This window comes from Actinoplanes sp. NBRC 103695 (assembly GCF_030269485.1).
GTDB lineage: Bacteria > Actinomycetota > Actinomycetes > Mycobacteriales > Micromonosporaceae > Actinoplanes.
The window spans coordinates 13,204-32,739 of the sequence record NZ_BSTL01000007.1 but is presented as its reverse complement, the minus strand read 5'-3'; the positions used below and the strand labels follow the sequence as shown (position 1 = coordinate 32,739).

Here is a 19,536-nt window from a genome sequence, read left to right as displayed (position 1 = left end):
ACTCCCTGTCCAACGGACTCCACACCCGTGGGTGAGGACGGCCCGGCAACGTCGGGTCCGCCCCACCCCTTTTGTTGTGAGTGACCATCCCTCACCCCGAGGAGGCCCGCTGTGCCACACGTAGCACGGATTCAGCTCGAATGCCGCTCTGGCGGGACGGAGGCGCAGTGAGTGATGTGTATGCCGGCGACCCCTGCAACTCGGCACGCTTCACGCTCAACTCGGGGCTGACCCGGCTGGCGGATTCGGTGGAGACGTTCGTCGTCCACGCCATCCGAGGCGACGGACCCAAGCGGACCCGTAACCGGCCGCACATCAACGAGTCGCCCAGCCGGCACACGCCACCCACCGGCAACATCAAGCCGGTCGGCGGTGGTCGCGTCGCCGTGCCCGGCCGCCCGGCGATGCCCGCCCAGCCCGGGCCCGGCCAGCGCAGCCTGGACGGTGAGACCCGGCCGCTGGACGGCGACGTCACCCAGGTGGTCGTGCCGACTCAGAGCACCACCGGCCCGCCGACCGAGTCGGAGCCACCCAAGTACCCGGCCCGGCCGGACCCGTCCGACGCGGCCGCCGAGGTGTGGGGGCTGGTCGAGCGCGCCCAGGCCGGCGAGTCCGAGGCCTTCGGCCTGATCTACGACCGGTACGTCGACACGGTGTTCCGCTTCGTCTACTTCCGGGTCGGCAACCGCCAGCTCGCCGAGGACCTGACCTCGGACACCTTCCTGCGGGCGCTCAAACGGATCGGCAGCTTCACCTGGCAGGGCCGCGACCTCGGCGCCTGGCTGGTCACCATCGCTCGCAACCTGGTCGCCGACCACTTCAAGTCGGGCCGGTACCGGCTCGAGGTGACCACTGGCGACGTGCTCGACGCCGACCGCGAGGACCGCGGCCCGGAGGGCAGCCCGGAGTCGGCCGTGGTCGACCACATCACCAACGTCGCCCTGCTCACCGCGGTCAAACAACTGAACCCGGAACAGCAGGAGTGCATCGTGCTGCGTTTCCTGCAGGGGTTCTCGGTGGCCGAGACGGCACAGACCATGGGCAAGAACGAGGGCGCGATCAAGGCGCTGCAGTACCGGGCGGTGCGGGCACTGGCCCGGCTCCTGCCCGAAGGATTCCAGTGGTGAAGGCGCGCGTGCCTCACGCACGCGGGCTCTCTCACGTGGCGGAGCCGACACTTCACCGAGCGTCGATGGCCGTAACCCTAAACCTCCCCCGACCGTTTGTCCCGGTGCGACCCGCGGTCGCATCCGTCGGTCACGCGATCGGTGGATCAGACACGAGCGAAGGGAGGTGCCCGTGGTGAGGTTCGACTTCCTCGACCGGCGGCGCGCCGAGCGCTTCGCGGAACTTCTCGACGAGACCGGCGGCGGCCGTCGGCACCACTCCCGTGGTCCGGCCGACGAGGAGCTCGCCGAGCTCGTCGCCATCGGTACCACCCTCTCCGCGGTCCGCCCGGGAGCACGGGTGGGCAACGAGTTCCGCACCGGGCTACGAGCGATGCTCGTGGCCACGGCCGAGCGGGACGGGATCGGTCACACCGCGGTGCCGACCGGTACCGAACCGGCCGGAGGCCACGCGGCTGAGCCGCGACGTGGCCTGAGCCTCACCGGGCGCCGGATCCGTGCCCGCGGCGCCATCGTGATCGGCGTCGCCGCCGGTGCCATGGCCGTCTCCGGGATCTCCGCGGCCAGCGAGAACGCCGCACCCGGCGACGCGCTGTACGGGGTCAAGCGCCAGACCGAACGGGCACAGCTGGCGATGGCCGGCTCGGACGTGACGCGCGGTCAGCTGTCGCTGGACTTCGCGCGTACCCGGCTGGCCGAGGCGGCAGCGCTGCCCGGCGGCACCACCGGGTTCTCCGGGGTCCTGAACGACATGGACGCCGACACCCGGCAGGGCGTCAAGCTGCTCACCGAGGCGGCCGTGGCGCGTACCGACAAGTCGCCGCTGGCCCGGATCGACACTTTCGTCGCCGGTCAGCGCCGTACGTTCGCGCCACTGATGGGCAAGCTGGCGTCGGCCGACAGGGAACGCGCGAACACCTCGCTGTCCCTGCTGGACGACGTGCAGGCCCGCGCCGAGGAGTTGCGCGCCGGACTTTCCTGCGGCGCGGTCAACCCGGCCGGCGTCGACTCGCTGGGGCCGCGCCTGCGCGGCTGCATGGCCGGCAAGGACTCCTCCGGAAGCAACGGTGACTCGCCGAGCCACGGACAGAAGCCGGGCACCAAGCCCAGCACGTCCGGTGCCGACGACGAGCAGCCGGCCGGCGAGGCGCGTCCGGAGAAGACCGACCCGGCAACGGACCCGGCCACCGCCCCGGCCGGCACCGCCCCAGCGGACAAGCAGGGCGACAACCGGACGAAGATCGCGCCGGCCGACGAGACGCCCGGCGAGGAACCGACGCCGGACGAGACGCCGACGACCGGTTCCGAAGAGGACAAGGGCCTGCTCGGCGGGCTGCTGGGTGGAATCCTCGGCAGCTAGGACAGGCATGAACATGGCGAGGGGCGGTGCCGGGTGTTACCGGGCCCGCCCCTCGCCTTCATGCTACGACTTCACAGTCCGAACGGGTCCGGCCTTTTCGCCAGCAGGTCGTGCAGGGTGGCCTGGATCGTCTCGCGGACCTGGTCGGCCAGGTTGTAGACCACCATCGGGTCGTCCGCGTACTCGGTGAGATGCGCGGTCGGGATCGGCGGGCAGAACTGGATCATCCACTTGCTCGGCAGCGGCACCAGGCCGAGCGGGCCGAGCGCCGGGAAGAACGGCGTGACCGGGAAGTACGGGACGCCGAGCAACCGGGCCAGCGGCTTCAGGTCGGCGATCATCGGGTAGATCTCCTCGGCGCCGACGATGCCCACCGGGATGATCGGCGTGCCGGTCCGCAGCGCCGCCGACACGAAACCGCCCCGGCCGAAACGCTGCAGCTTGTACCGGTCGGCGTACAGCTTGCCGGTGCCCTTGAAGCCCTCCGGGAAGACGCCGACCAGCTCGTCGTTGCGCATCAGCCGCTCGGCGTCCGGATTGCAGGCCACCGTGGCGCCGACCTTGCGGGCCAGCTCGGACATCACCGGCACCCGGAAGACCAGATCGGCGCCGAGCAGCCGGAGGTGTCGTTCCTCCGGGTGCTGGTCGCGCAGGGCAACCGAGAGCATCACCGCGTCCAGCGCGAGCACGCCCGAGTGGTTACCGACCAGGAGACCGCCGCCGGTGGCCGGGACGTGCTCGATGCCCAGCACCTCGGTGCGGAACCAGTCCTTGTAGAGCCGCTTGAGCATCGGCAGGAACACCGAGTCGGCGAGGTCCGGGTCGAAGCCGAAATCATCCACTTCGTACGCCCCGGTCAGCCGCCGGCGCAGGAACGCGAGCCCCTTGGCGACCCGCTGATCCCAGATGTCGACGACATCCGCCGGCTGCTCGGTTTCCGGCTGCTCGGTCTCCGGCTCCTCAGGCTGCGGAGTCCGCGGCGTACGCCCATTGAGGGGGTGATTGCCGTTGATCTTCCGCGGCACGGCTTCTTCAGCCGGCAGCTCAAAGTCGACATGCCCCGGCAATGTCGCGCGGCGGTATTCCTCCTGGCTCACGACTAGTCACTTCCCCCAGCGGCTGCGGCCGATGCGCGGACGGCGCGAATACCTTCGAGGATGGCCCTCTCGGCGGCGTCCAGGCGGCCGGCGGTCAGCGACGCGCCGTTCGCGTGCCCGGCGATGAAGTCCTCGAAGGCCTCGGCCGTGGTCCGCGGCGTGAAGCCGAACTCCGCGGTCAGCCGGCTGGTGTCCACCACCCGGCCGTGCACGAACCAGTCGATCTGGTCCAGGCCGATCTGCCCGATGCCGACGTTGCGCGCCACCGACGCCAGCGACGACAAGGCGCCCTCGGGCAACGCGATCGAGATCCGGCCGGCCCGGCGCACCGCCTGCGAGAGCACCAGGACACCGGCCCCGGCCACGTTGAAGGTGCCCGGATGGTCCTCGACCACCGCGCGGTGCAGGATCTCCAGCGCGTCGTCCACGTGCACGAACTGCAGCCGGGCATCGCGGCCCCACACGGTGGGCACCACCGGCTGGGCGAAGTAGCGGGTCAGCGTGGTCTCGGCGGACGCGCTGATGAACGGTGCGAAGCGGAGCACGGTGGCGCCGACCTCGGGGCGACGGCGGCGGAACCCACGCACGTAGCCCTCGATGTCGAGGATGTCCCGGGCGAACGAGCCGCGCGGCACGGCACGGGGCTCGGTCTCCTCGGTGAAGACGGCCGGGTCCTTGAAAGAGGCGCCGTACGCGGCCGTGGAGGAGCGCACCACCAGTTTGCGCAGCTGCGGCGCAGCCTGTGCGGCGGCGAGCAGCTGCATCGTGCCGATGACGTTCTGCTCTTTCATCGCCGCGCGACCCCCGCTGTCGGGGTCGGGCGCACTGGCGACGGAGAGGTGGACCACCGCCTCGGCGCCCAGGTCGGCGATCGCTCCGGAGGCGGCACGCGCGTCGGCCTTGACCAGCTCGACGTCGCCGAGCAGCCCGGAAAAGGCTGTCGGCGGGTCACGCGGATCAAGGCCGATGACGCGTTCGACGCCCGGGTGGGCGGCGAGACGCGACGCCACCCGGGCACCCAGAAAACGGCTGACCCCGGTGACGACGACCACCCGTGGGGGCTTGGAAACAGACGTCACCACGGGCGCCCTCTCTCAGATCAGACGGCGGTGGGGCAGGCAAGAAGGGCATGACCGGACGAGCGTCCGGCCATTCACCTACTTGCCGAGACGGCGACGCTGGACGCGGGTCTTGCGCAGCAGCTTACGGTGCTTCTTCTTCGCCATACGCTTGCGGCGCTTCTTGACCACGGAGCCCATACGAAAAGCCTCTCGAAACCATGTAATCGCCGGATCGGCGCCGAGTGGCATGCCGAATGGCGCTGACTGGACGGTGTCCCGGGCCGGGGCGCTCACGCGCATCTCACCCGGGAACCAACCGCTCCAGCGTAGCGGCCCCGCAGCAGCGGGACCAACACGGCCCCCGTCTGACCTGTGATCAGGCCGTCTGGCTGAACGCTCCGCGGAGGTACTCATGCACTGCGTGCTCCGGAACACGGAACGATCGACCGACGCGTACGGCGGTCAGGTCGCCCCCGTGAACCAGCCGGTAGACCGTCATCTTGGAGACCCGCATGAGCGCGGCCACCTCGGCCACGGTCAGGAACCGCACTTCGGACAGTCCTTCAGACTGGGCTGGACCCGTCATCTCCCTCGCACCGATCCTCTCGCAGGCGTCGGTCACCGCGGCTCGGGCGAGGCCTGTGGAGGCCGGTGCCGCAGCGCTCAAACGCGCGTGTCATCAGTACGGTATCGATGCTTCTGTGACCAACGCGATGCGTTCCGTGAAATTGCTTCAGAAAGTCAAGACGCAACGCCGGAGAGTGTGCCCTTTTCGCCCGGAATGATTACTTACGCGAGGTAAGCGCCCGGCCGAAGAAGGCCAGGTTCGCCGGACGCTCGGCGAGACGGCGCATCAGGTAGCCGTACCACTGGTCGCCGTAGGGGACGTAGACGCGGACGGTGTGCCCGGCGCCGGCCAGCCGAGCCTGCTCCTCGGGGCGGCAGCCGTAGAGCATCTGGAACTCGTACTCGTCCGGTGACCGGTCGAACCAGCGGGCCCGGTCCTCGGCGATCGCGATCAGCCGCGGGTCGTGCGTCGCCACCATCGGGTAGCCCTCACCCGACATCAGGATGTTCAGGCAGCGGACGTACGACTTGTCCACGTCCAGCGTCGACTGGTAGGCGACCGACTCCGGTTCCGCGTAGGCGCCCTTGCACAGCCGCACCCGAGACCCGGCGGTGGCGAGCTCGCGGCAGTCTCCCTCGGTCCGGCGCAGGTACGCCTGCAGCACCGCCCCGGTCGCCGGGAAGTCCTTGCGCAGCTCGGCCAGGATCTCCAGGGTCGAATCCGTGGTGGTGTGGTCCTCCATGTCGAGGGTCACGGTCGTGCCCGCCTCCTGCGCCGCGGCACAGATCTGGCTGGCATGGTCGTACGCCATCCGGTCGTCGACCTTCTGCCCCAGCGCGGACAGCTTCACGCTGACCTCGGCGGCCGGCGTCAGCCCAGCCTCGCGCAACTGACCGAGCAGGGTGAGGTACTGATCCTTGGTCGCCGTCGCCTGCTCGGCGGTCAGCGTGTCCTCACCCAGGTAGTCCAGGGAGATCGCCAGCCCGTCGTCGGCCAGCCCCCGGGTGGTGCTCAGTGCGTCACGCACCTCGCTGCCCGCGACGAACCGTCGCACGATGCCCTTGCTGACGGGCGCGGACTCGACCAGCCGCTCCAACCGGGACGATCCGGCGGCGGCGAGAAAGACGGATCGGAGCATGGCCAGAGAGTATCGCCCGGTGCTGTCCTGGGCAGGGGCAGCTACCTTTGTCGGGTGGACTTCGACGCGTACGCCAGGACCGCCGTTGATCTGGTCAACGCACGCCTGGACGACCTGGGCGGGTTGCGTGCCATGTTCGGCGACGAGCACCAGTGGATGCGCGACGAGGCGGCCGAGAAGGACGTCGCCATCTTCCGGCGCGCGCAGAAACGCCTGCGTGAGGTCTTCCAGCACGGCACGTCCGGCCGCGACGGCGAGGCGGTGAACGAGCTCAACGCCCTGCTCGCCGCCTTCCCGGTCCAGCCGCGCATCTCCGGCCACGACGCCTCCGACTGGCACATGCACGTGACCAGCCGCGGCGCGTCGGTGAGTGCGGAATATCTCGCCGGCGCCGTCTGGGGTCTGTCGGTCTGGCTGTGCGAGTACGGCAGCGCCCGCTTCGGCATCTGCGCCGACGAGCGCTGCGGCAACGTCTACCTGGACACGTCGTCGAACAACTGCCGCCGGTTCTGCTCCGAGCGCTGCGCGACCCGCTCGCACGTGGCAGCCCACCGCGCCCGCAAACGCGCCGCCAGCCTCACCCCGGCGTAAGCCGAGCCCCACCGCGAGCCGAGCCCCACCGCGAGCCGAGCCCCACCGCGAGACGAGCCGGCGTAAGCGGAGCCCAGGAGCGAGACGGGCACCGCAATGGCGCGCCGATCTACAACGCGCGTGGCGCGCCGATCTCAACCGCGGGTCGAGTAAGGCGGGCGCCGGCGTAAGGGTCAGGCGGGGAGGTGTGCGGGGTTCTGCGCCGGCGCCAGGTGCCGCCGGGCGAACTCCAGCGACTCCCGCAGGTCGACCTCGCGCTCGGCCCGGCTGGACACCTTGCGGGTGTTCACCTCGAGCGCGACCGAACCGGTGAACCCGCCCTCGGCCAGCGACCGCAGCACCTGCGCGCACGGCTGGTTGCCTCGCCCGGGCACGAGATGCTCGTCGCGGCCCTCGCCGGTGCCGTCGCCCAGGTGCAGGTGGCGCATCGCGGAGCCCATCTTGCCGAGCATCTCCAGCGAGTCGACGCGCGCGGCCGAGCAGTGCGAGATGTCCAGCGTGTACGCGTCGAAGCCGGTGGTCGTCGGATCCCACCCCGGCGTGTACGGCGTGAACCAGCGCCCGGCCATCTTCACCGGGAACATGTTCTCGATCGCGAACGTGATGTCGGGGTGCTTGGCCTGCATCTTGGCCACGCCGGGCGCGAAGTTCCGCGCATAGTCGCGCTGCCAGCTGAACGGCGGGTGCACGACGACGGTCGGGGCCTCGAGGGACTCGGCGAGCTGGGCGGCGCGGTTCAGCCGCTCCCACGGGTCGGGGCTCCACACCCGCTGGGTGACCAGCAGGCAGGGCGCGTGCACCGAGCGGACCGGGATGTCGTAGTGCCGGGAGAGGACGCGCAGGGCGTCGGCGTCCTGGCTGACGGCGTCGGTCCACACCATCACCTCGAGGGCGTCGAAGCCCACCGTGGCAGCCATCTCGAAGGCGGCCGCGGTCGGCTCGGGGAAGACCGACGAGCTGGACAGGAGGACAGGGACGCGGGAACTCACCCTTCCAGGGTAGACCCGCCGTGCGCGAGGGCTCGACGCGTGCCTGGATATAAAGACCAAACCGGGCGGCGTCCGGGTGCTCATCACCCGCACGCGTACGCTGTCGCAGGTGAGCCGCCGTTCTCCCGTCCAGATCACCCTGGACCCCACCGCCGCAGCGCGGGCCGACGAGGTCGACCTCGACTACGCCCGCGAGTGGATCGAGTTCCCCGACCCGGCCGACGATCAGCACTCGGTCCGCGCCGACCTGACCTGGTTGCTGTCTCGCTGGACCTGTGTCTTCGGGTCGGCCTGCCACGGCATCGTCGCCGGCCGCGCCCAGGACGGCTGCTGTTCACACGGCGCGTTCTTCACCGACGCCGACGACGAGAACCGGACGAAGGCGGCGGCCGCACGGCTCACCCCGGAGTACTGGCAGCACTACCGCAAGGGCTTCAAGAACTACACCGAGATGGACACCGTCGACGGCAGCAAGCCGGCCCGGCGGACCGCCACCCAGTCGGTCGACGGCCCCTGCGTCTTCCTCAACGACGCCGACTTCTCCGGCGGTGGTGGCTGCGCGCTGCACGCCCAGGCTCTGCGCGACGGCGTGCACCCGCTCACCTACAAGCCGGATGTCTGCTGGCAGCTGCCGGTGCGCCGCGAGCAGAACTGGGTGGAGCGCCCGGACGGGACCAAGGTGCTGCAGTCCACGCTCGCCGAGTTCGACCGCCGCGGCTGGGGCGCCGGCGGCCACGACCTGGACTGGTGGTGCACGTCGTCACCGGACGCGCACGTCGGCGCGGAGCCGATGTTCAAGTCGTACGCCCCGGAGCTGATCGCGTTGATCGGCGAGGGTGCCTACAACCGCCTGGCCGAGCTGTGCGACGCGCGGCTGGCGGCCGGGCTGGTCGCCGAGCACCCGGCCACCGTGAAGGCCAGGGCCCGGCTGCCGATCACGCCGGTCGGCACCAGTAAGAAGGACAAGATCCTCTAGGTCCTGGACCGGTCAGGGCTCGAACTTGTAGCCGAGCCCCCGGACGGTGACGATGTAGCGCGGCGCGCTGGGCTCCGGCTCCACCTTGGAACGCAGCCGCTTGACGTGCACGTCCAGGGTCTTGGTGTCGCCCACGTAGTCGGCGCCCCAGACCCGGTCGATCAGCTGGCCGCGGGTGAGCACCCGGCCGGCGTTGCGCAGCAGCAGCTCGAGCAGCTCGAACTCCTTGAGCGGAAGCTGCACCGACGAGCCGTCCACGGTCACGACGTGCCGCTCGACGTCCATCCGGACCGGGCCGGCGGCCAGCGTCGGCGTGGTCACCTCGGCGGACTCGGTGCCCTGGCGGCGCAGCACCGCCCTTATCCGGGCGACCAGCTCACGCGGGGAGTACGGCTTGGTGACGTAGTCGTCCGCACCGATCTCGAGACCGACGACCTTGTCGATCTCACTGTCCCGGGCGGTGACCATGATGATGGGTACGGCGGAGCGCTGCCGGAGCTGACGGCAGACCTCGGTGCCGGACATCTCGGGCAGCATCAGGTCGAGCAGGACGATGTCGGCGCCGGTCCGGTCGAACTGGGTGAGCGCCGAGGTGCCGGTCGGTGCGACCGAAACCTCGAACCCCTCCTTGCGCAGCATGTACGACAAGGCGTCGGAGAACGATTCCTCGTCCTCGACCACGAGCACGCGGGCCAATGTGGTTCCCTTCCGTTCGCGCGGGAAAGCTAGCGCTCTTCCGCGCCAGGATCGATCTCAGTCGCCGGCGGTAACGGCGACGGGGCTTCCGGGGGTCGCGCCGGTAGGCGCAGCGTGAACGTCGAGCCACCACCCAGTGTGCTGGAGACATCCACCCGGCCACCATGGTTGGTGGCGATGTGCTTGACGATGGCCAGGCCGAGCCCGGTGCCGCCGGTGGCCCGGGAGCGCGCCTGGTCGGCGCGGTAGAACCGTTCGAAGATGCGGTCCAGGTCGTGCGGCGCGATGCCGATCCCCTGGTCCGCCACATCGATCTCGATCCAGTCGTCGTCCTGACGAACCGTGAGCGAGACGGTGGTGTCTTCGCCGGAGTAGGCGATGGCGTTCTCCACCAGGTTGGTGACCGCGGTGGCGACCTGGCTGTCGCTGCCGAAGACCACGGCGCCGCGCGGTCCCGCGTACACCACCTCGATCTTCTTGGCGCTGGACGTGGTGCGCGTGCGATCGATGACCTCGGCGATCACCCAGTCCATCGGGACCGGTTCGGGGGTGGGCAGCGGCTCGGCGCCCTGCAGCCGGGTGAGTTCCAGCAGCTCGTTGACCAGCCGGCCCATCCGCGCGGACTCGTGGTGGATGCGCTCGGCGAAGCGCCGGGCGGCGATCAGGTCCTCGTTCTCGATGTCGTCCGGCTTGGGCTCCGGCATGTCGGTGGCGTCCAGTAACGCCTCGGCGAGCAGCTGGAGCGCGCCGATCGGCGTCTTGAGCTCGTGGCTGACGTTGGCCACGAAGTCGCGCCGGACCCGGGCCAGCCGGTGCGACTCGGTCACGTCGGCGGCCTCGACCGCGACGTGCGAGGAGTTCAGGGCCACCGCGCGCAGGTGCAGGCCGAGCGGCGCCTGCGGGCCACCCGCGCGGCCACGGGGCAGATCCAGCTCGACCTCGCGGCGCACGCCGGTGCGCCGGACCTGCCCGGCCAGCGTACGCAGAATGGGATGTGCCGCGATCGTGCCCGGCGCACCGCCGGACCGCAGCAGGCCCATGGCCCGGGCGGCGGGGTTGACCAGGACCGGTTCGTCGTCGGCGTCGAGCACGACCACGCCGACCCGCAGGGAGTCGAGGCTCTTGCGGCCGAGACCCTTGAGCCCGTGTTTGCCGCCGGGGGACTCTCCGTCCGGTTCGATGGCGCGTCCCTTCTTACCCGTTCCCACCGATGGGGGCTTGACGTCGGGGGCGGATGTCCGTCTGCGGGCGATGACCAGCCCCGCCCCCACGCCGAGAGCGAGGGTGGCAAGGAGGAGGCCGACGCCTGACACCCAGTCCACGCTGCGATCGTAGGGTCATTGTTTACCTGGGCCGATAGCACAATGGGACATACCGGGCGCGCGTCGGGGAAAGTTCACCGGTGCGCCCGGCGTCGTTCATCACCGTTCATATGCTTGCCGTCCCGCGCACCTAGCGTGGCCTGGACGACAGCCCCGACCGACAACAGGACGTGACGATGCGCGAGGAATTCCGGGCCGACCTGGCCGAGGTCAGCCGGCTGCTGGTGACCATGGCCGAGGCTGTGCGCGCCGCGATGAAGAAGGCTACGAAGGCCCTGCTCACCGCCGATATCGAAGCCGCCCGTGCGGTGATGGAGCGCGACGCCGAGGTGGACGCGCTCTACGCCCAGGTCGAGACCAAGGTGGCCGACACCATCGCCCGCCAGGCGCCGGTCGCCGTCGACCTGCGGACCGTGATCACGGCGCTGCACATCTCCGCCGACCTGGAGCGGATGGGCGACCTCGCCGAGCATGTGGCGAAGACCGCACAGCGCCGTCACCCGTCACCGGCCGTTCCGGCCGAGCTGCGTGGCGTCTTCCAGGGCATGGCCGAGCGGGCCGACCTGATGGCGGAGAAGATCACCGGCCTGCTCGCGAGCCCCGAGGCCGGCGCCGCCGAGGAGTTGGAGAAGGACGACGACGCGATGGACGACCTGGAGCGGGAGCTGTTCAAGATCCTGCTCCACGACGACTGGCCGTACGGCGCGGAGACCGCGATCGACGGCGCGCTGCTGGGCCGTTTCTACGAGCGGTACGCGGACCACGCCGTCAACATCGGCGAGCAGCTGGCTTTCCTGGTGACCGGCGAGCCGATCACCGAACAGCAGTAACCGGAGGGGAGAACGGAGGGGACGCCACGGGGGCGTCCCCTCCGTTTCTGGTTCAGCGGCCCTGGCTGGCGACCGCGGCGGCGGCCTCGGCGGCGGCGGCCGGGTCCAGGTACTGACCGCCGGCGGTGACCGGGCGCAGGTCGGCGTCCAGGTCGTAGCGCAGCGGGATCCCGGTCGGGATGTTCAGCTTCGCGATCGCCTCGTCGGAGATCTGGTCGAGGTGCTTGACGATGGCCCGCAGCGAGTTGCCGTGCGCGGCCACCAGCACCGTCTTGCCGACGCGCAGATCCGGCACGATCTGGTCGTACCAGTACGGCAGCGCCCGCTCCAGCACGTCCTTCAGGCACTCGGTGCGCGGCTTGAGCTCCGGCGGCAGCGCGGCGTACCGGGGGTCGGCGTACTGCGAGTACTCGTCGTCGATGTCGATCGCGGGCGGCGGCGTGTCGTACGACCGGCGCCAGAGCATGAACTGCTCCTCGCCGTACTCCTGAAGGGTCTGCTTCTTGTCCTTGCCCTGCAGTGCGCCGTAGTGCCGCTCGTTGAGGCGCCAGGACCGCTTCACCGGGATCCAGTGCCGGTCGGCCGCGTGCAGCCCGATCTCGGAGGTCCGGATCGCGCGGCGCAGCAGGCTGGTGTGCACCACGTCAAGCTCGAGGCCGCTCTCCTTGATGAGCACGCCACCGCGCCGAGCCTCGTCCTCACCCTTGGCGGTCAGGTCGACGTCGACCCACCCGGTGAAGAGGTTCTTGGCATTCCATTCGCTTTCACCGTGCCGCAGCAGCACCAAGGTCCCAGTCATGGGTCTCATACTGCCGCGCCGTGGTGAACAGCCGTCCACGGGGCCAGGACCGGGCAAAAAAAATCGCCGGCGGCGGCGGACGACGCCCATCCCCATAGGCGTCGCCCGCACTAACCGCCGGTCTCGGGTCGCGCCGTCCCCCAACGGCTGATGCCACCCGTCCCCAACACCGAACCGCGGTGACCGCAAGCGGTCGACCCGTTCCCCGAACTGACGGTCCGGTGTTCATTGACTACGCTAGTTGGACGGCGCAACAGGGGGCAAGCTAGTTGGCTGTCTGCCATCTGTCTGAACCGTCACAGCTGGCCGAACGGCCGATTCGACCGAGGTCACCGGACGGCCGAGCCGCCCTCCCCCGCTCGACGCGAATCCGGTGAGCGGACCGAAGCGGGCAGGAAGCGGTCACCAGAACCCTGAAAACGGAAGCACGGCGAAAGGGCTGCGCTCAGGGTTTCCATCCGGTTGCCGAACGGGTTGGGGAGTACCGCTACAAGCCACCGGAGCCCCTGATGTCTCAGCCAACCCCCTTCGACGAGGATCGGCAGTTGCATCGTGCCGCTCTGGAGCTGCTGCTGCACGAGCGCCTCGTCGCTACGGTCAGCGGCCGGACCGGGGGGCTGGTGTCGGCGAACGACCGGTTCTGCGATCTGATCGGACAGCCCGAGTCGGAGATCCAGGGCCGGATGCTGGCCGATCTGTGGCACACGTCGGCCACCGCGGTGGACCGGCTGCTCGACGCGGCCCGGTCCGGTGAATACCTCGAGCAGGTCACGTCGGTGGTCGACAGCACCGAGCGGCACCGCTGGCTGCGGATCAACTGCGGCCCGGTGGAGTCGGACCGCAACCTGGTGCTGGTCTCCGCGTACGACATCACCGAGGACCGCCGGCAGGTCACCGAGCTGAAGGGCAAGGTCACGGCCATCGACCGCGCCCAGGCGGTGATCGAGTTCGACCTGGACGGCATCATCCTCAGCGCCAACGAGAACTTCCTGGAACTCACCGGGTACGGGCTCGGCGATCTGGTCGGCGAGCACCACGGGATCCTGTGCGAGGAGCGGTACGCCGAAAGCACCGAGTACGCCCAGTTCTGGGAGCGGCTGCGCAACGGCGAGGTGGAGAGCGGCGAGTTCAAGCGGGTCGGGCGAGGCGGCCGGGAGGTGTGGATCCGGGCCACCTACAACCCGATCTTCAACCTGGACGACAAGCCGTACAAGATCGTGAAGTACGCGCTGGACGTCACCGAGACGAAGCTGCGCAACGCCGAGTACGAGGGCAAGGTCACGGCGATCAGCCGGGCGCAGGCGGTCATCGAGTTCGACCTGAACGGGCTGATCCTGGACGCCAACCAGAACTTCCTGAACACGATGGGCTACACCCTCGACGAGATCCGCGGTCAGCACCACCGGCTCTTCGTGGAGGAGCAGGAGGCGCGCGGGGCGGCGTACAAGAACTTCTGGCAGGCGCTGTCCCGGGGCGAGTTCGAGGGCGGCGAGTACAAGCGGCTGGCCAAGGGCGGGCGGGAGATCTGGCTGCAGGCCACCTACAACCCGATCTTCGATCTGGACGGGCGCCCGTTCAAGGTCGTCAAGTACGCCACCGAGATCACCGACAACAAGATCAAGAATGCCGAGTACGTCGGGAAGGTCGCCGCGATCGACCGGTCCCAGGCGGTCGTCGAGTTCGACCTGGCCGGCCACATCCAGGACGCGAACGAGAACTTCCTGACCACCATGGGCTACACGATGGACGAGGTCCGCGGGCAGCACCACCGCATCTTCGTGGACGCCGAGCACGCCAAGGGCCAGGAGTACGCGGCGTTCTGGCAGCGGCTGAGCCGCGGCGAGTACGAGGCCGGCGAGTACCGGCGGGTCGCCAAGGGCGGCCGGGACATCTGGCTGCTGGCCTCGTACAACCCGATCTTCGACCTGGAGGGCCGGCCGTTCAAGGTCGTCGAGTACGCCACCGAGATCACCGAGGGCAAGCTGCGCAACGCCGAGTACGAGGGCAAGGTGTCGGCGATCGGCCGGGCCCAGGCGGTCGTCGAGTTCGACCTGGCCGGCCGGATCCTGGACGCCAACCAGAACTTCGTCGACACGATGGGCTACTCGCTGCCGGAGATCCGCGGCCAGCACCACCGGATGTTCGTCGACCCGGAGATGGCGAACAGCGCCGAGTACACCGCGTTCTGGGAGAAGCTGGGCCGCGGCGAGTTCGACGCCGGCGAGTACAAGCGGCTGGCCAAGGGCGAGCGGGAGATCTGGCTGCAGGCCACCTACAACCCGATCTTCGACCTGGACGGCATGCCGTACAAGGTGGTCAAGTACGCGGTCGACGTCACCGAGGCCAAGCTGCGCAACGCCGAGTTCCACGGCAAGGACCTGGCGATCAACCGGGCCCAGGCGGTCATCGAGTTCGACCTCGAGGGCAACATCCTGATGGCCAACGAGAACTTCCAGCGCACCCTCGGCTACTCGGCCCGGGAACTCGTCGGCCAGCACCACTCGATGCTCTGCTCCGGCGACTACGTGACCTCGCCCGAGTACCGCGACTTCTGGCTGCGGCTGCGCAAGGGCGAGTACCTCGCGGGGCGGTTCCACCGGATCGGCAAATTCGGGCGGGACGTGTGGATCCAGGCCACGTACAACCCGATCTTCAACACCAGGGGCGAGCCGTTCAAGGTCGTCAAGTACGCCCACGACATCACCGACCAGGTGGGCATGGAACGGCGGATCAACGCGAAGACCAAGGAGATGAGCCAGTCGATCACCGCGCTGACCGGCTCGATCGACGAGATCACGGTGAGCGCGCAGCAGGCCAGCACGCTGGCCGGCGAGACACAGCAGAACGCCCAGGAGGGCTACGAGGAGCTACGCAACGCGATCGAGGCCATCGACCTGATCGAGCGGTCCTCGGACCAGATCGCCGCGATCGTCAACGTGATCGGCGAGATCGCCGGGCAGACCAACCTGCTGGCCTTCAACGCCTCGATCGAGGCGGCCCGGGCCGGCGAGCACGGCGTCGGCTTCTCCGTGGTGGCGGGCGAGGTGCGCAAGCTGGCCGAACGCTCGTCGGACGCGGCCCGGGAGATCACCACACTGATCCACGAGTCGGCCGCCCGGGTGGGCCAGGGCTCGCAGGTGTCGCACCGGGCGCAGGAGGCGTTCGGGATGATCCTGAAGAGCGTCGGCTCGACCAGCGAGTCGATCAAGCGGATCGCCGACTCGACCTCGCTGCAGCAGTCCGCGTCCCGGGCCGTCTCGGACCACATCCGTGAGCTGCTCGGCAGTGGTGCGGCTGAGTGATGACCACGATCGCGACGGCCGGCAGCACGGACGCCCTGTACGGGGTGTTCCACGCCGGCGACGTCCGGGTGGCGCTGCCGCTGGACGAACTGCGTGAGGTGATCATGCGGCCGCCGCGGTTCAGCGCGCTGCCCGCCGCGGCCGACGGCCTGCTCGGGGCGGTGAACCTGCGGCACGTGGTGATCCCGGTGCTGGACCTGTGCCGGCTCGCCGGGTTCGGCGCGCACGACAGCGACGCCGCCGGCCGGGTGATCGTCATCGTCGCCCGGGAGGGCCAGGTCTTCGGGCTGCTCGCCGACGAGATCGAAGGCGTCGCCAAGGTCACCGCCGAGGCGCTGCTCGAGACGCACGTCGCCGGGGATGCCGCGGCGCTGTTCTCGCACACGTTCGAACGGCCCGAGGACGGCGCCGTGGTGTCGCTGCTGAACGCCGCCGCGATCGCCGCCCGCCCGGGCATCCCGGTGGTCCAGGACGTCGGGTTGCGGCCACCGATCGGGAGCGGGGTGATCGACGCGTCCCGGCGTACCGTGCTGCTCCTGCAGTGCGGGCCGGTGGGGCTGAGCATGGACGTGACCCACGTGCACTCGGTGATCCCCCAGCTCACCCTGCATCCGTCACCGCTGGACGGGACCACCTGCCGCGGCGTGGTGCACCTGCACGGCCGGGCGGTGCCCGCGGTCGACCCGCTCGCCCTGCTGGGACTGGGCTCGCTGCCGGACGACGGCATCATGCGTGGGCTTGTGCTGGCCACCGAGCGCGGCCTGGTGGTGCTCATCGTCTCGGACATCTCGGACATCGCCGCGGTCCCGATCGACGACGTGCTGCCGCTGCCGCCGGTGGGCATGCGCAAGGACGGCTTCCTGGACGGCATCCTGCGGCTCGAGGACGGCCGCCAGCACCTGCTGCTGAACGGCGCGGTGATGCGCGCGGACGCCGAACTGGACACGCTCGCGGGCCTCGGCCTGCCGCTGGACGGCGGCGACACCGCCCTGGCCGACGAGGAGATCGGGGCCCCCGCCGACGAGGGCGAGGCCACCCGGGAGACCAAGGACGGGCGGCGGATCGTGGCGAGGGTCCGGAAGTTCCTGACTTACCACGTCGGCAAGGAGGCGGCCACGCCGCTGGAGCAGATCACCGAGATCGTGCCGTACCCGGAGCACGCGATCGGCCTGGACAGCGGCAGCGAACTGCTCGGCGTCTTCACCCACCGCCGGCTGTCGGTGCCGCTGCTCGCCCTCGGCATGCTGCTCGGCGTGGCCGAACCGGTGGACACCGGCACCGCGCGGGTGCTGCTGGTGGACACGCCGGGCGGGGACCTGGTCGGCTTCGTGGTGCCCGCCCTGCACGCGATCGAGGAATCCGTCTGGGAGGAGGTCGGCCCCGCGCAGCCCGGCGACCCGGGCGCGATGCTCCAGCGCGGCCAGCTGGTGAAGATCGGCACCGAGGGTCAGGGCCGGCTGCTGCCGTACGTGGATCTCAAGAGTCTGGTCGCCGCGGAGCTGGCGGCCTAGGACACGTCCTGGGGTTTGTCGAAGAGGTGGGCGAAGGCCTGCAGGTTGGCCAGCGACTCGCCGCGCTTGACCCGCCAGGCCCACTCGCGCCGGATGGACTCGCCGAACCCGATCTCCAGCATCGGGTCGAAGGACTCGTCGGCGTAGGTGAGCACCGCGCCGAACAGCCGGTCCAGCTCGTCCTCGTCCAGCGACGCCAGCGACACCCGGCCGGTCAGGTAGACGTCGCCGACGCCGTCGATGGAGAAGCTCACGCCGTACATCCGGGCGTTGCGCCGCAGCAGCCAGGCCCACAGCTCCTCGCGGTTCTCGTCGGGCCGGCGCATGACGAACGCCTCGATGCGCAGCGCGTGCTCACCGACGATGAGGTTGCACATGGTCTTGAGCTTGTGCGTGCCCGGCAGCGTGACGACCCAGCGGTTCTCGCCGGTCGCCTCGCACTCCAGCTCGCGGTCGGCACAGACCTTTTCGATCAACCCCGTCACCATGCGTACGCCTCCACGCGTGCCGCGATCAGCGCCCGGTGCGCGGTCACCGCCTCACGGTAAACGCGAAGCAGCTCCTCGGCCGTCCGGTCCCAGGAGAAGCAGGTGGCGTGCGCGACGGCCCCGGCGGACAGCTCGGCCCGGAAGCCGGGAGCGACCAGCAACCGGCCCAGCACACGGGCCCAGTCCTCCGGGTCGTGCCCGTCGACCAGCACCCCGCTGATCCCGTCGCGCACCGCGGTGACCAGGCCACCGACCGCGGCCGCGACGACCGGCGTGCCGCAGGCCTGCGCCTCCAGCGCGACCAGCCCGAACGACTCGTTGTGCGAGGGCACCGCGACCAGGTCGGAGGTGCGGTAGAGGGCGGCCAGCGCGTCGCCGGTCTGCGGCGGGAGGAAGGTCACCGCGTCGGACACACCCAGGGACGCGGCCAGCTCGATCAGCGAGGCGGGCCGGTCCAGGCCGCTGCCGCTGGGTCCGCCGCAGATCACCACCGTGATCGGCAGCCCCGGGTCACGGGCGCGCAGCTCGGCAAGGGCCCGGATCAGCACGCCGGGCCCTTTGAGCGGCTGGATGCGGCCGACGAACGAGACCACATGACCGGTCGGCGGCAGGCCGAACCGGGCGCGGTCGGCCGGACCCGGGCGGAACCGGCCCAGGTCGACGCCGGGCTGCACCACGGAAACCCGCGCCGGGTCGGCGTCGTAGCAGGCGACCAGGTCCTGTGCCTCGAACCGGGTGTTCGCCACCAGGGCGTCGGACTCGGCGACCACCTGCTCCTCGCCGATCACCCGCGCCTTCGGTTCCGGGCGGTCACCGGCCGCGATCATCCTGTTCTTGACCTTGGCCAGGGTGTGCGCGGTGTGCACGTGCGGCACGCCCCAGCGCTCCCGGGCCAGCCAGCCCACCTGGCCGGACAGCCAGTAGTGGGAGTGGATCAGGTCGTAGTGGCCCGGCGGATGTGCCGCCTCGGCGCGCAGCACACCGTTGGTGAACGCGCACAGCTGGGACGGCAACTCTTCCTTCGAGAGGCCCTCGAACGGGCCGGCGGTGACATGCCGGACGGTCACACCGGGCGCCATCTCCACCACCGGCGGCAGCTCGGACGACGTGGCGCGGGTGAACACCTCGACCTCGACGCCGAGGCGGGCGAGCCGTTTCGCGGTTTCGACGATGTACACGTTCATCCCACCGGCGTCACCGGTGCCCGGCTGCTCCAGCGGGGAGGTGTGTACGGAGAGTGTGGCGATGCGCCGGGGGGTCGGCCAGCTCAAGGCGGCCAGCGGCTCAGCCACGTCAAGTCCTCTCGATGGGGGGCAATCGTTACGGACAACCAATACAGAGTCGTTCATCTTCCAGCGCCGAGAATCATCTTCCCCACCGGCTGACGCTGAACCCAAACGGCGGCCGGGCGAGGGTGACCGACGTCATGACCGATTGCACCGAGCGGCACACGCCGGCGGTGACCCACTCCGCCGCAGGGCGAGGGCCAAGAGGGCATGACAAAGGGAGGCTCCGTCATGACCGATTGCACCGAGCGGCACACGCCGCCGCCAACCCACTCCGCCGCAGGGCGAGGGCCAAGAGGGCATGACAAAGGGAGGCTCCGTCATGACCGATTGCACCGAGCGGCACACGCCGCCGCCAACCCACTCCGCCGCAGGGCGAGGGCCAAGAGGGCATA

General features: G+C 70.1%; 17 protein-coding genes and 1 pseudogene. 7 read left to right on the top strand and 11 right to left on the bottom strand.

From position 1 onward, the window contains the following. Positions 1-167 precede the first annotated feature (167 nt). Both QSK31_RS13410 and QSK31_RS13405 read left to right on the top strand, forming a co-directional pair. A complete protein-coding gene (locus QSK31_RS13410) occupies positions 168-1,127 on the top strand; it encodes an ECF subfamily RNA polymerase sigma factor, BldN family (protein ID WP_502872945.1) in 960 nt (319 codons plus the stop codon). 166 nt (positions 1,128-1,293) lie between these two features. Next, positions 1,294-2,175: pseudogene (locus QSK31_RS13405) on the top strand (DUF5667 domain-containing protein); the annotation flags it as partial. Between the two features lie 383 nt (positions 2,176-2,558). On the opposite strand, the gene QSK31_RS13400 reads toward QSK31_RS13405, so the two are convergent. The 5 genes from QSK31_RS13400 to QSK31_RS13380 all read right to left on the bottom strand — a co-directional run bounded on the left by QSK31_RS13400 (position 2,559) and on the right by QSK31_RS13380 (position 6,351). Continuing rightward, positions 2,559-3,584 (bottom strand): lysophospholipid acyltransferase family protein, encoded by a 1,026-nt coding sequence (locus QSK31_RS13400; RefSeq protein ID WP_285683959.1) that lies wholly within the window; start codon positions 3,582-3,584, stop codon positions 2,559-2,561. Between the two features lie 2 nt (positions 3,585-3,586). Beyond that, a complete protein-coding gene (locus QSK31_RS13395) occupies positions 3,587-4,663 on the bottom strand; it encodes an NAD-dependent epimerase/dehydratase family protein (protein WP_285683958.1) in 1,077 nt (358 codons plus the stop codon). 78 nt (positions 4,664-4,741) lie between these two features. Beyond that, a complete protein-coding gene (locus tag QSK31_RS49210) occupies positions 4,742-4,939 on the bottom strand; it encodes a 30S ribosomal protein bS22 (protein ID WP_502872944.1) in 198 nt (65 codons plus the stop codon). A gap of 82 nt (positions 4,940-5,021) precedes the next feature. After that, positions 5,022-5,231, bottom strand: coding sequence for a helix-turn-helix domain-containing protein (locus QSK31_RS13385; RefSeq protein ID WP_285683957.1), 210 nt, complete (start codon positions 5,229-5,231; stop codon positions 5,022-5,024). 199 nt (positions 5,232-5,430) lie between these two features. Continuing rightward, complete coding sequence (locus QSK31_RS13380; protein WP_285683955.1) at positions 5,431-6,351, bottom strand: proline dehydrogenase family protein; 921 nt, start codon at positions 6,349-6,351, stop codon at positions 5,431-5,433. A gap of 54 nt (positions 6,352-6,405) precedes the next feature. Between QSK31_RS13380 and QSK31_RS13375 the strand changes: the two genes are divergently transcribed. Then, positions 6,406-6,942, top strand: a complete 537-nt coding sequence (locus QSK31_RS13375) for a CGNR zinc finger domain-containing protein (RefSeq protein WP_285683953.1) — start codon at positions 6,406-6,408, stop codon at positions 6,940-6,942. A 173-nt stretch (positions 6,943-7,115) separates the two neighbouring features. Here the strand turns inward: QSK31_RS13375 and QSK31_RS13370 are convergent, their stop codons facing one another. Then, positions 7,116-7,931, bottom strand: coding sequence for a sugar phosphate isomerase/epimerase family protein (locus QSK31_RS13370; RefSeq protein WP_285683952.1), 816 nt, complete (start codon positions 7,929-7,931; stop codon positions 7,116-7,118). Between the two features lie 109 nt (positions 7,932-8,040). Between QSK31_RS13370 and QSK31_RS13365 the strand changes: the two genes are divergently transcribed. Then, a complete protein-coding gene (locus QSK31_RS13365) occupies positions 8,041-8,907 on the top strand; it encodes a DUF3109 family protein (RefSeq protein WP_285683951.1) in 867 nt (288 codons plus the stop codon). Positions 8,908-8,919: 12 nt separating this feature from the next. Here QSK31_RS13365 and QSK31_RS13360 read toward each other — a convergent pair whose 3' ends face one another. Further along, positions 8,920-9,603: a response regulator gene (locus QSK31_RS13360; RefSeq protein ID WP_285683950.1), complete on the bottom strand. Its 684-nt coding sequence runs from the start codon at positions 9,601-9,603 to the stop codon at positions 8,920-8,922. Between the two features lie 29 nt (positions 9,604-9,632). Next, on the bottom strand, positions 9,633-10,925 hold the full coding sequence (locus tag QSK31_RS13355; protein WP_285683947.1) for a sensor histidine kinase: 1,293 nt from the start codon (positions 10,923-10,925) through the stop codon (positions 9,633-9,635). A gap of 176 nt (positions 10,926-11,101) precedes the next feature. Between QSK31_RS13355 and phoU the strand changes: the two genes are divergently transcribed. Further along, positions 11,102-11,755, top strand: coding sequence for a phosphate signaling complex protein PhoU (gene phoU, locus QSK31_RS13350; protein WP_285683946.1), 654 nt, complete (start codon positions 11,102-11,104; stop codon positions 11,753-11,755). 52 nt (positions 11,756-11,807) lie between these two features. Here phoU and QSK31_RS13345 read toward each other — a convergent pair whose 3' ends face one another. Beyond that, a complete protein-coding gene (locus tag QSK31_RS13345; protein ID WP_502872943.1) occupies positions 11,808-12,563 on the bottom strand; it encodes a phosphoglyceromutase in 756 nt (251 codons plus the stop codon). Positions 12,564-13,063: 500 nt separating this feature from the next. On the opposite strand from QSK31_RS13345, the gene QSK31_RS13340 reads away from it, so the two are divergent. Then, on the top strand, positions 13,064-15,856 hold the full coding sequence (locus QSK31_RS13340) for a methyl-accepting chemotaxis protein (protein ID WP_285683944.1): 2,793 nt from the start codon (positions 13,064-13,066) through the stop codon (positions 15,854-15,856). After that, positions 15,856-17,367, top strand: a complete 1,512-nt coding sequence (locus QSK31_RS13335) for a chemotaxis protein CheW (protein WP_285683942.1) — start codon at positions 15,856-15,858, stop codon at positions 17,365-17,367. Before QSK31_RS13340 ends, QSK31_RS13335 begins: the two co-directional genes overlap by 1 nt. Here QSK31_RS13335 and QSK31_RS13330 read toward each other — a convergent pair. Both QSK31_RS13330 and mshA read right to left on the bottom strand, forming a co-directional pair. After that, entirely contained in the window at positions 17,364-17,855 is a 492-nt protein-coding gene (locus QSK31_RS13330; RefSeq protein WP_285683941.1) for a YbjN domain-containing protein, read from the bottom strand. The genes QSK31_RS13335 and QSK31_RS13330 overlap by 4 nt on opposite strands. Further along, on the bottom strand, positions 17,849-19,147 hold the full coding sequence (gene mshA / locus QSK31_RS13325; protein WP_285683940.1) for a D-inositol-3-phosphate glycosyltransferase: 1,299 nt from the start codon (positions 19,145-19,147) through the stop codon (positions 17,849-17,851). The genes QSK31_RS13330 and mshA overlap by 7 nt, the downstream gene beginning before the upstream one ends. Positions 19,148-19,536: the final 389 nt, after the last annotated feature.

Bases quoted from the DNA above. Each gene is read 5' to 3' on its own strand.
- QSK31_RS13380 (WP_285683955.1), bottom strand. From the start codon at position 6,351: ATGCTCCGATCCGTCTTTCTCGCCGCCGCCGGATCGTCCCGGTTGGAG.
- QSK31_RS13385 (WP_285683957.1), bottom strand. From the start codon at position 5,231: ATGACGGGTCCAGCCCAGTCTGAAGGACTGTCCGAAGTGCGGTTCCTG.
- QSK31_RS13330 (WP_285683941.1), bottom strand. From the start codon at position 17,855: ATGGTGACGGGGTTGATCGAAAAGGTCTGTGCCGACCGCGAGCTGGAG.
- QSK31_RS13340 (WP_285683944.1), top strand. From the start codon at position 13,064: ATGTCTCAGCCAACCCCCTTCGACGAGGATCGGCAGTTGCATCGTGCC.
- QSK31_RS13335 (WP_285683942.1), top strand. From the start codon at position 15,856: ATGACCACGATCGCGACGGCCGGCAGCACGGACGCCCTGTACGGGGTG.
- QSK31_RS13345 (WP_502872943.1), bottom strand. From the start codon at position 12,563: ATGAGACCCATGACTGGGACCTTGGTGCTGCTGCGGCACGGTGAAAGC.
- phoU (WP_285683946.1), top strand. From the start codon at position 11,102: ATGCGCGAGGAATTCCGGGCCGACCTGGCCGAGGTCAGCCGGCTGCTG.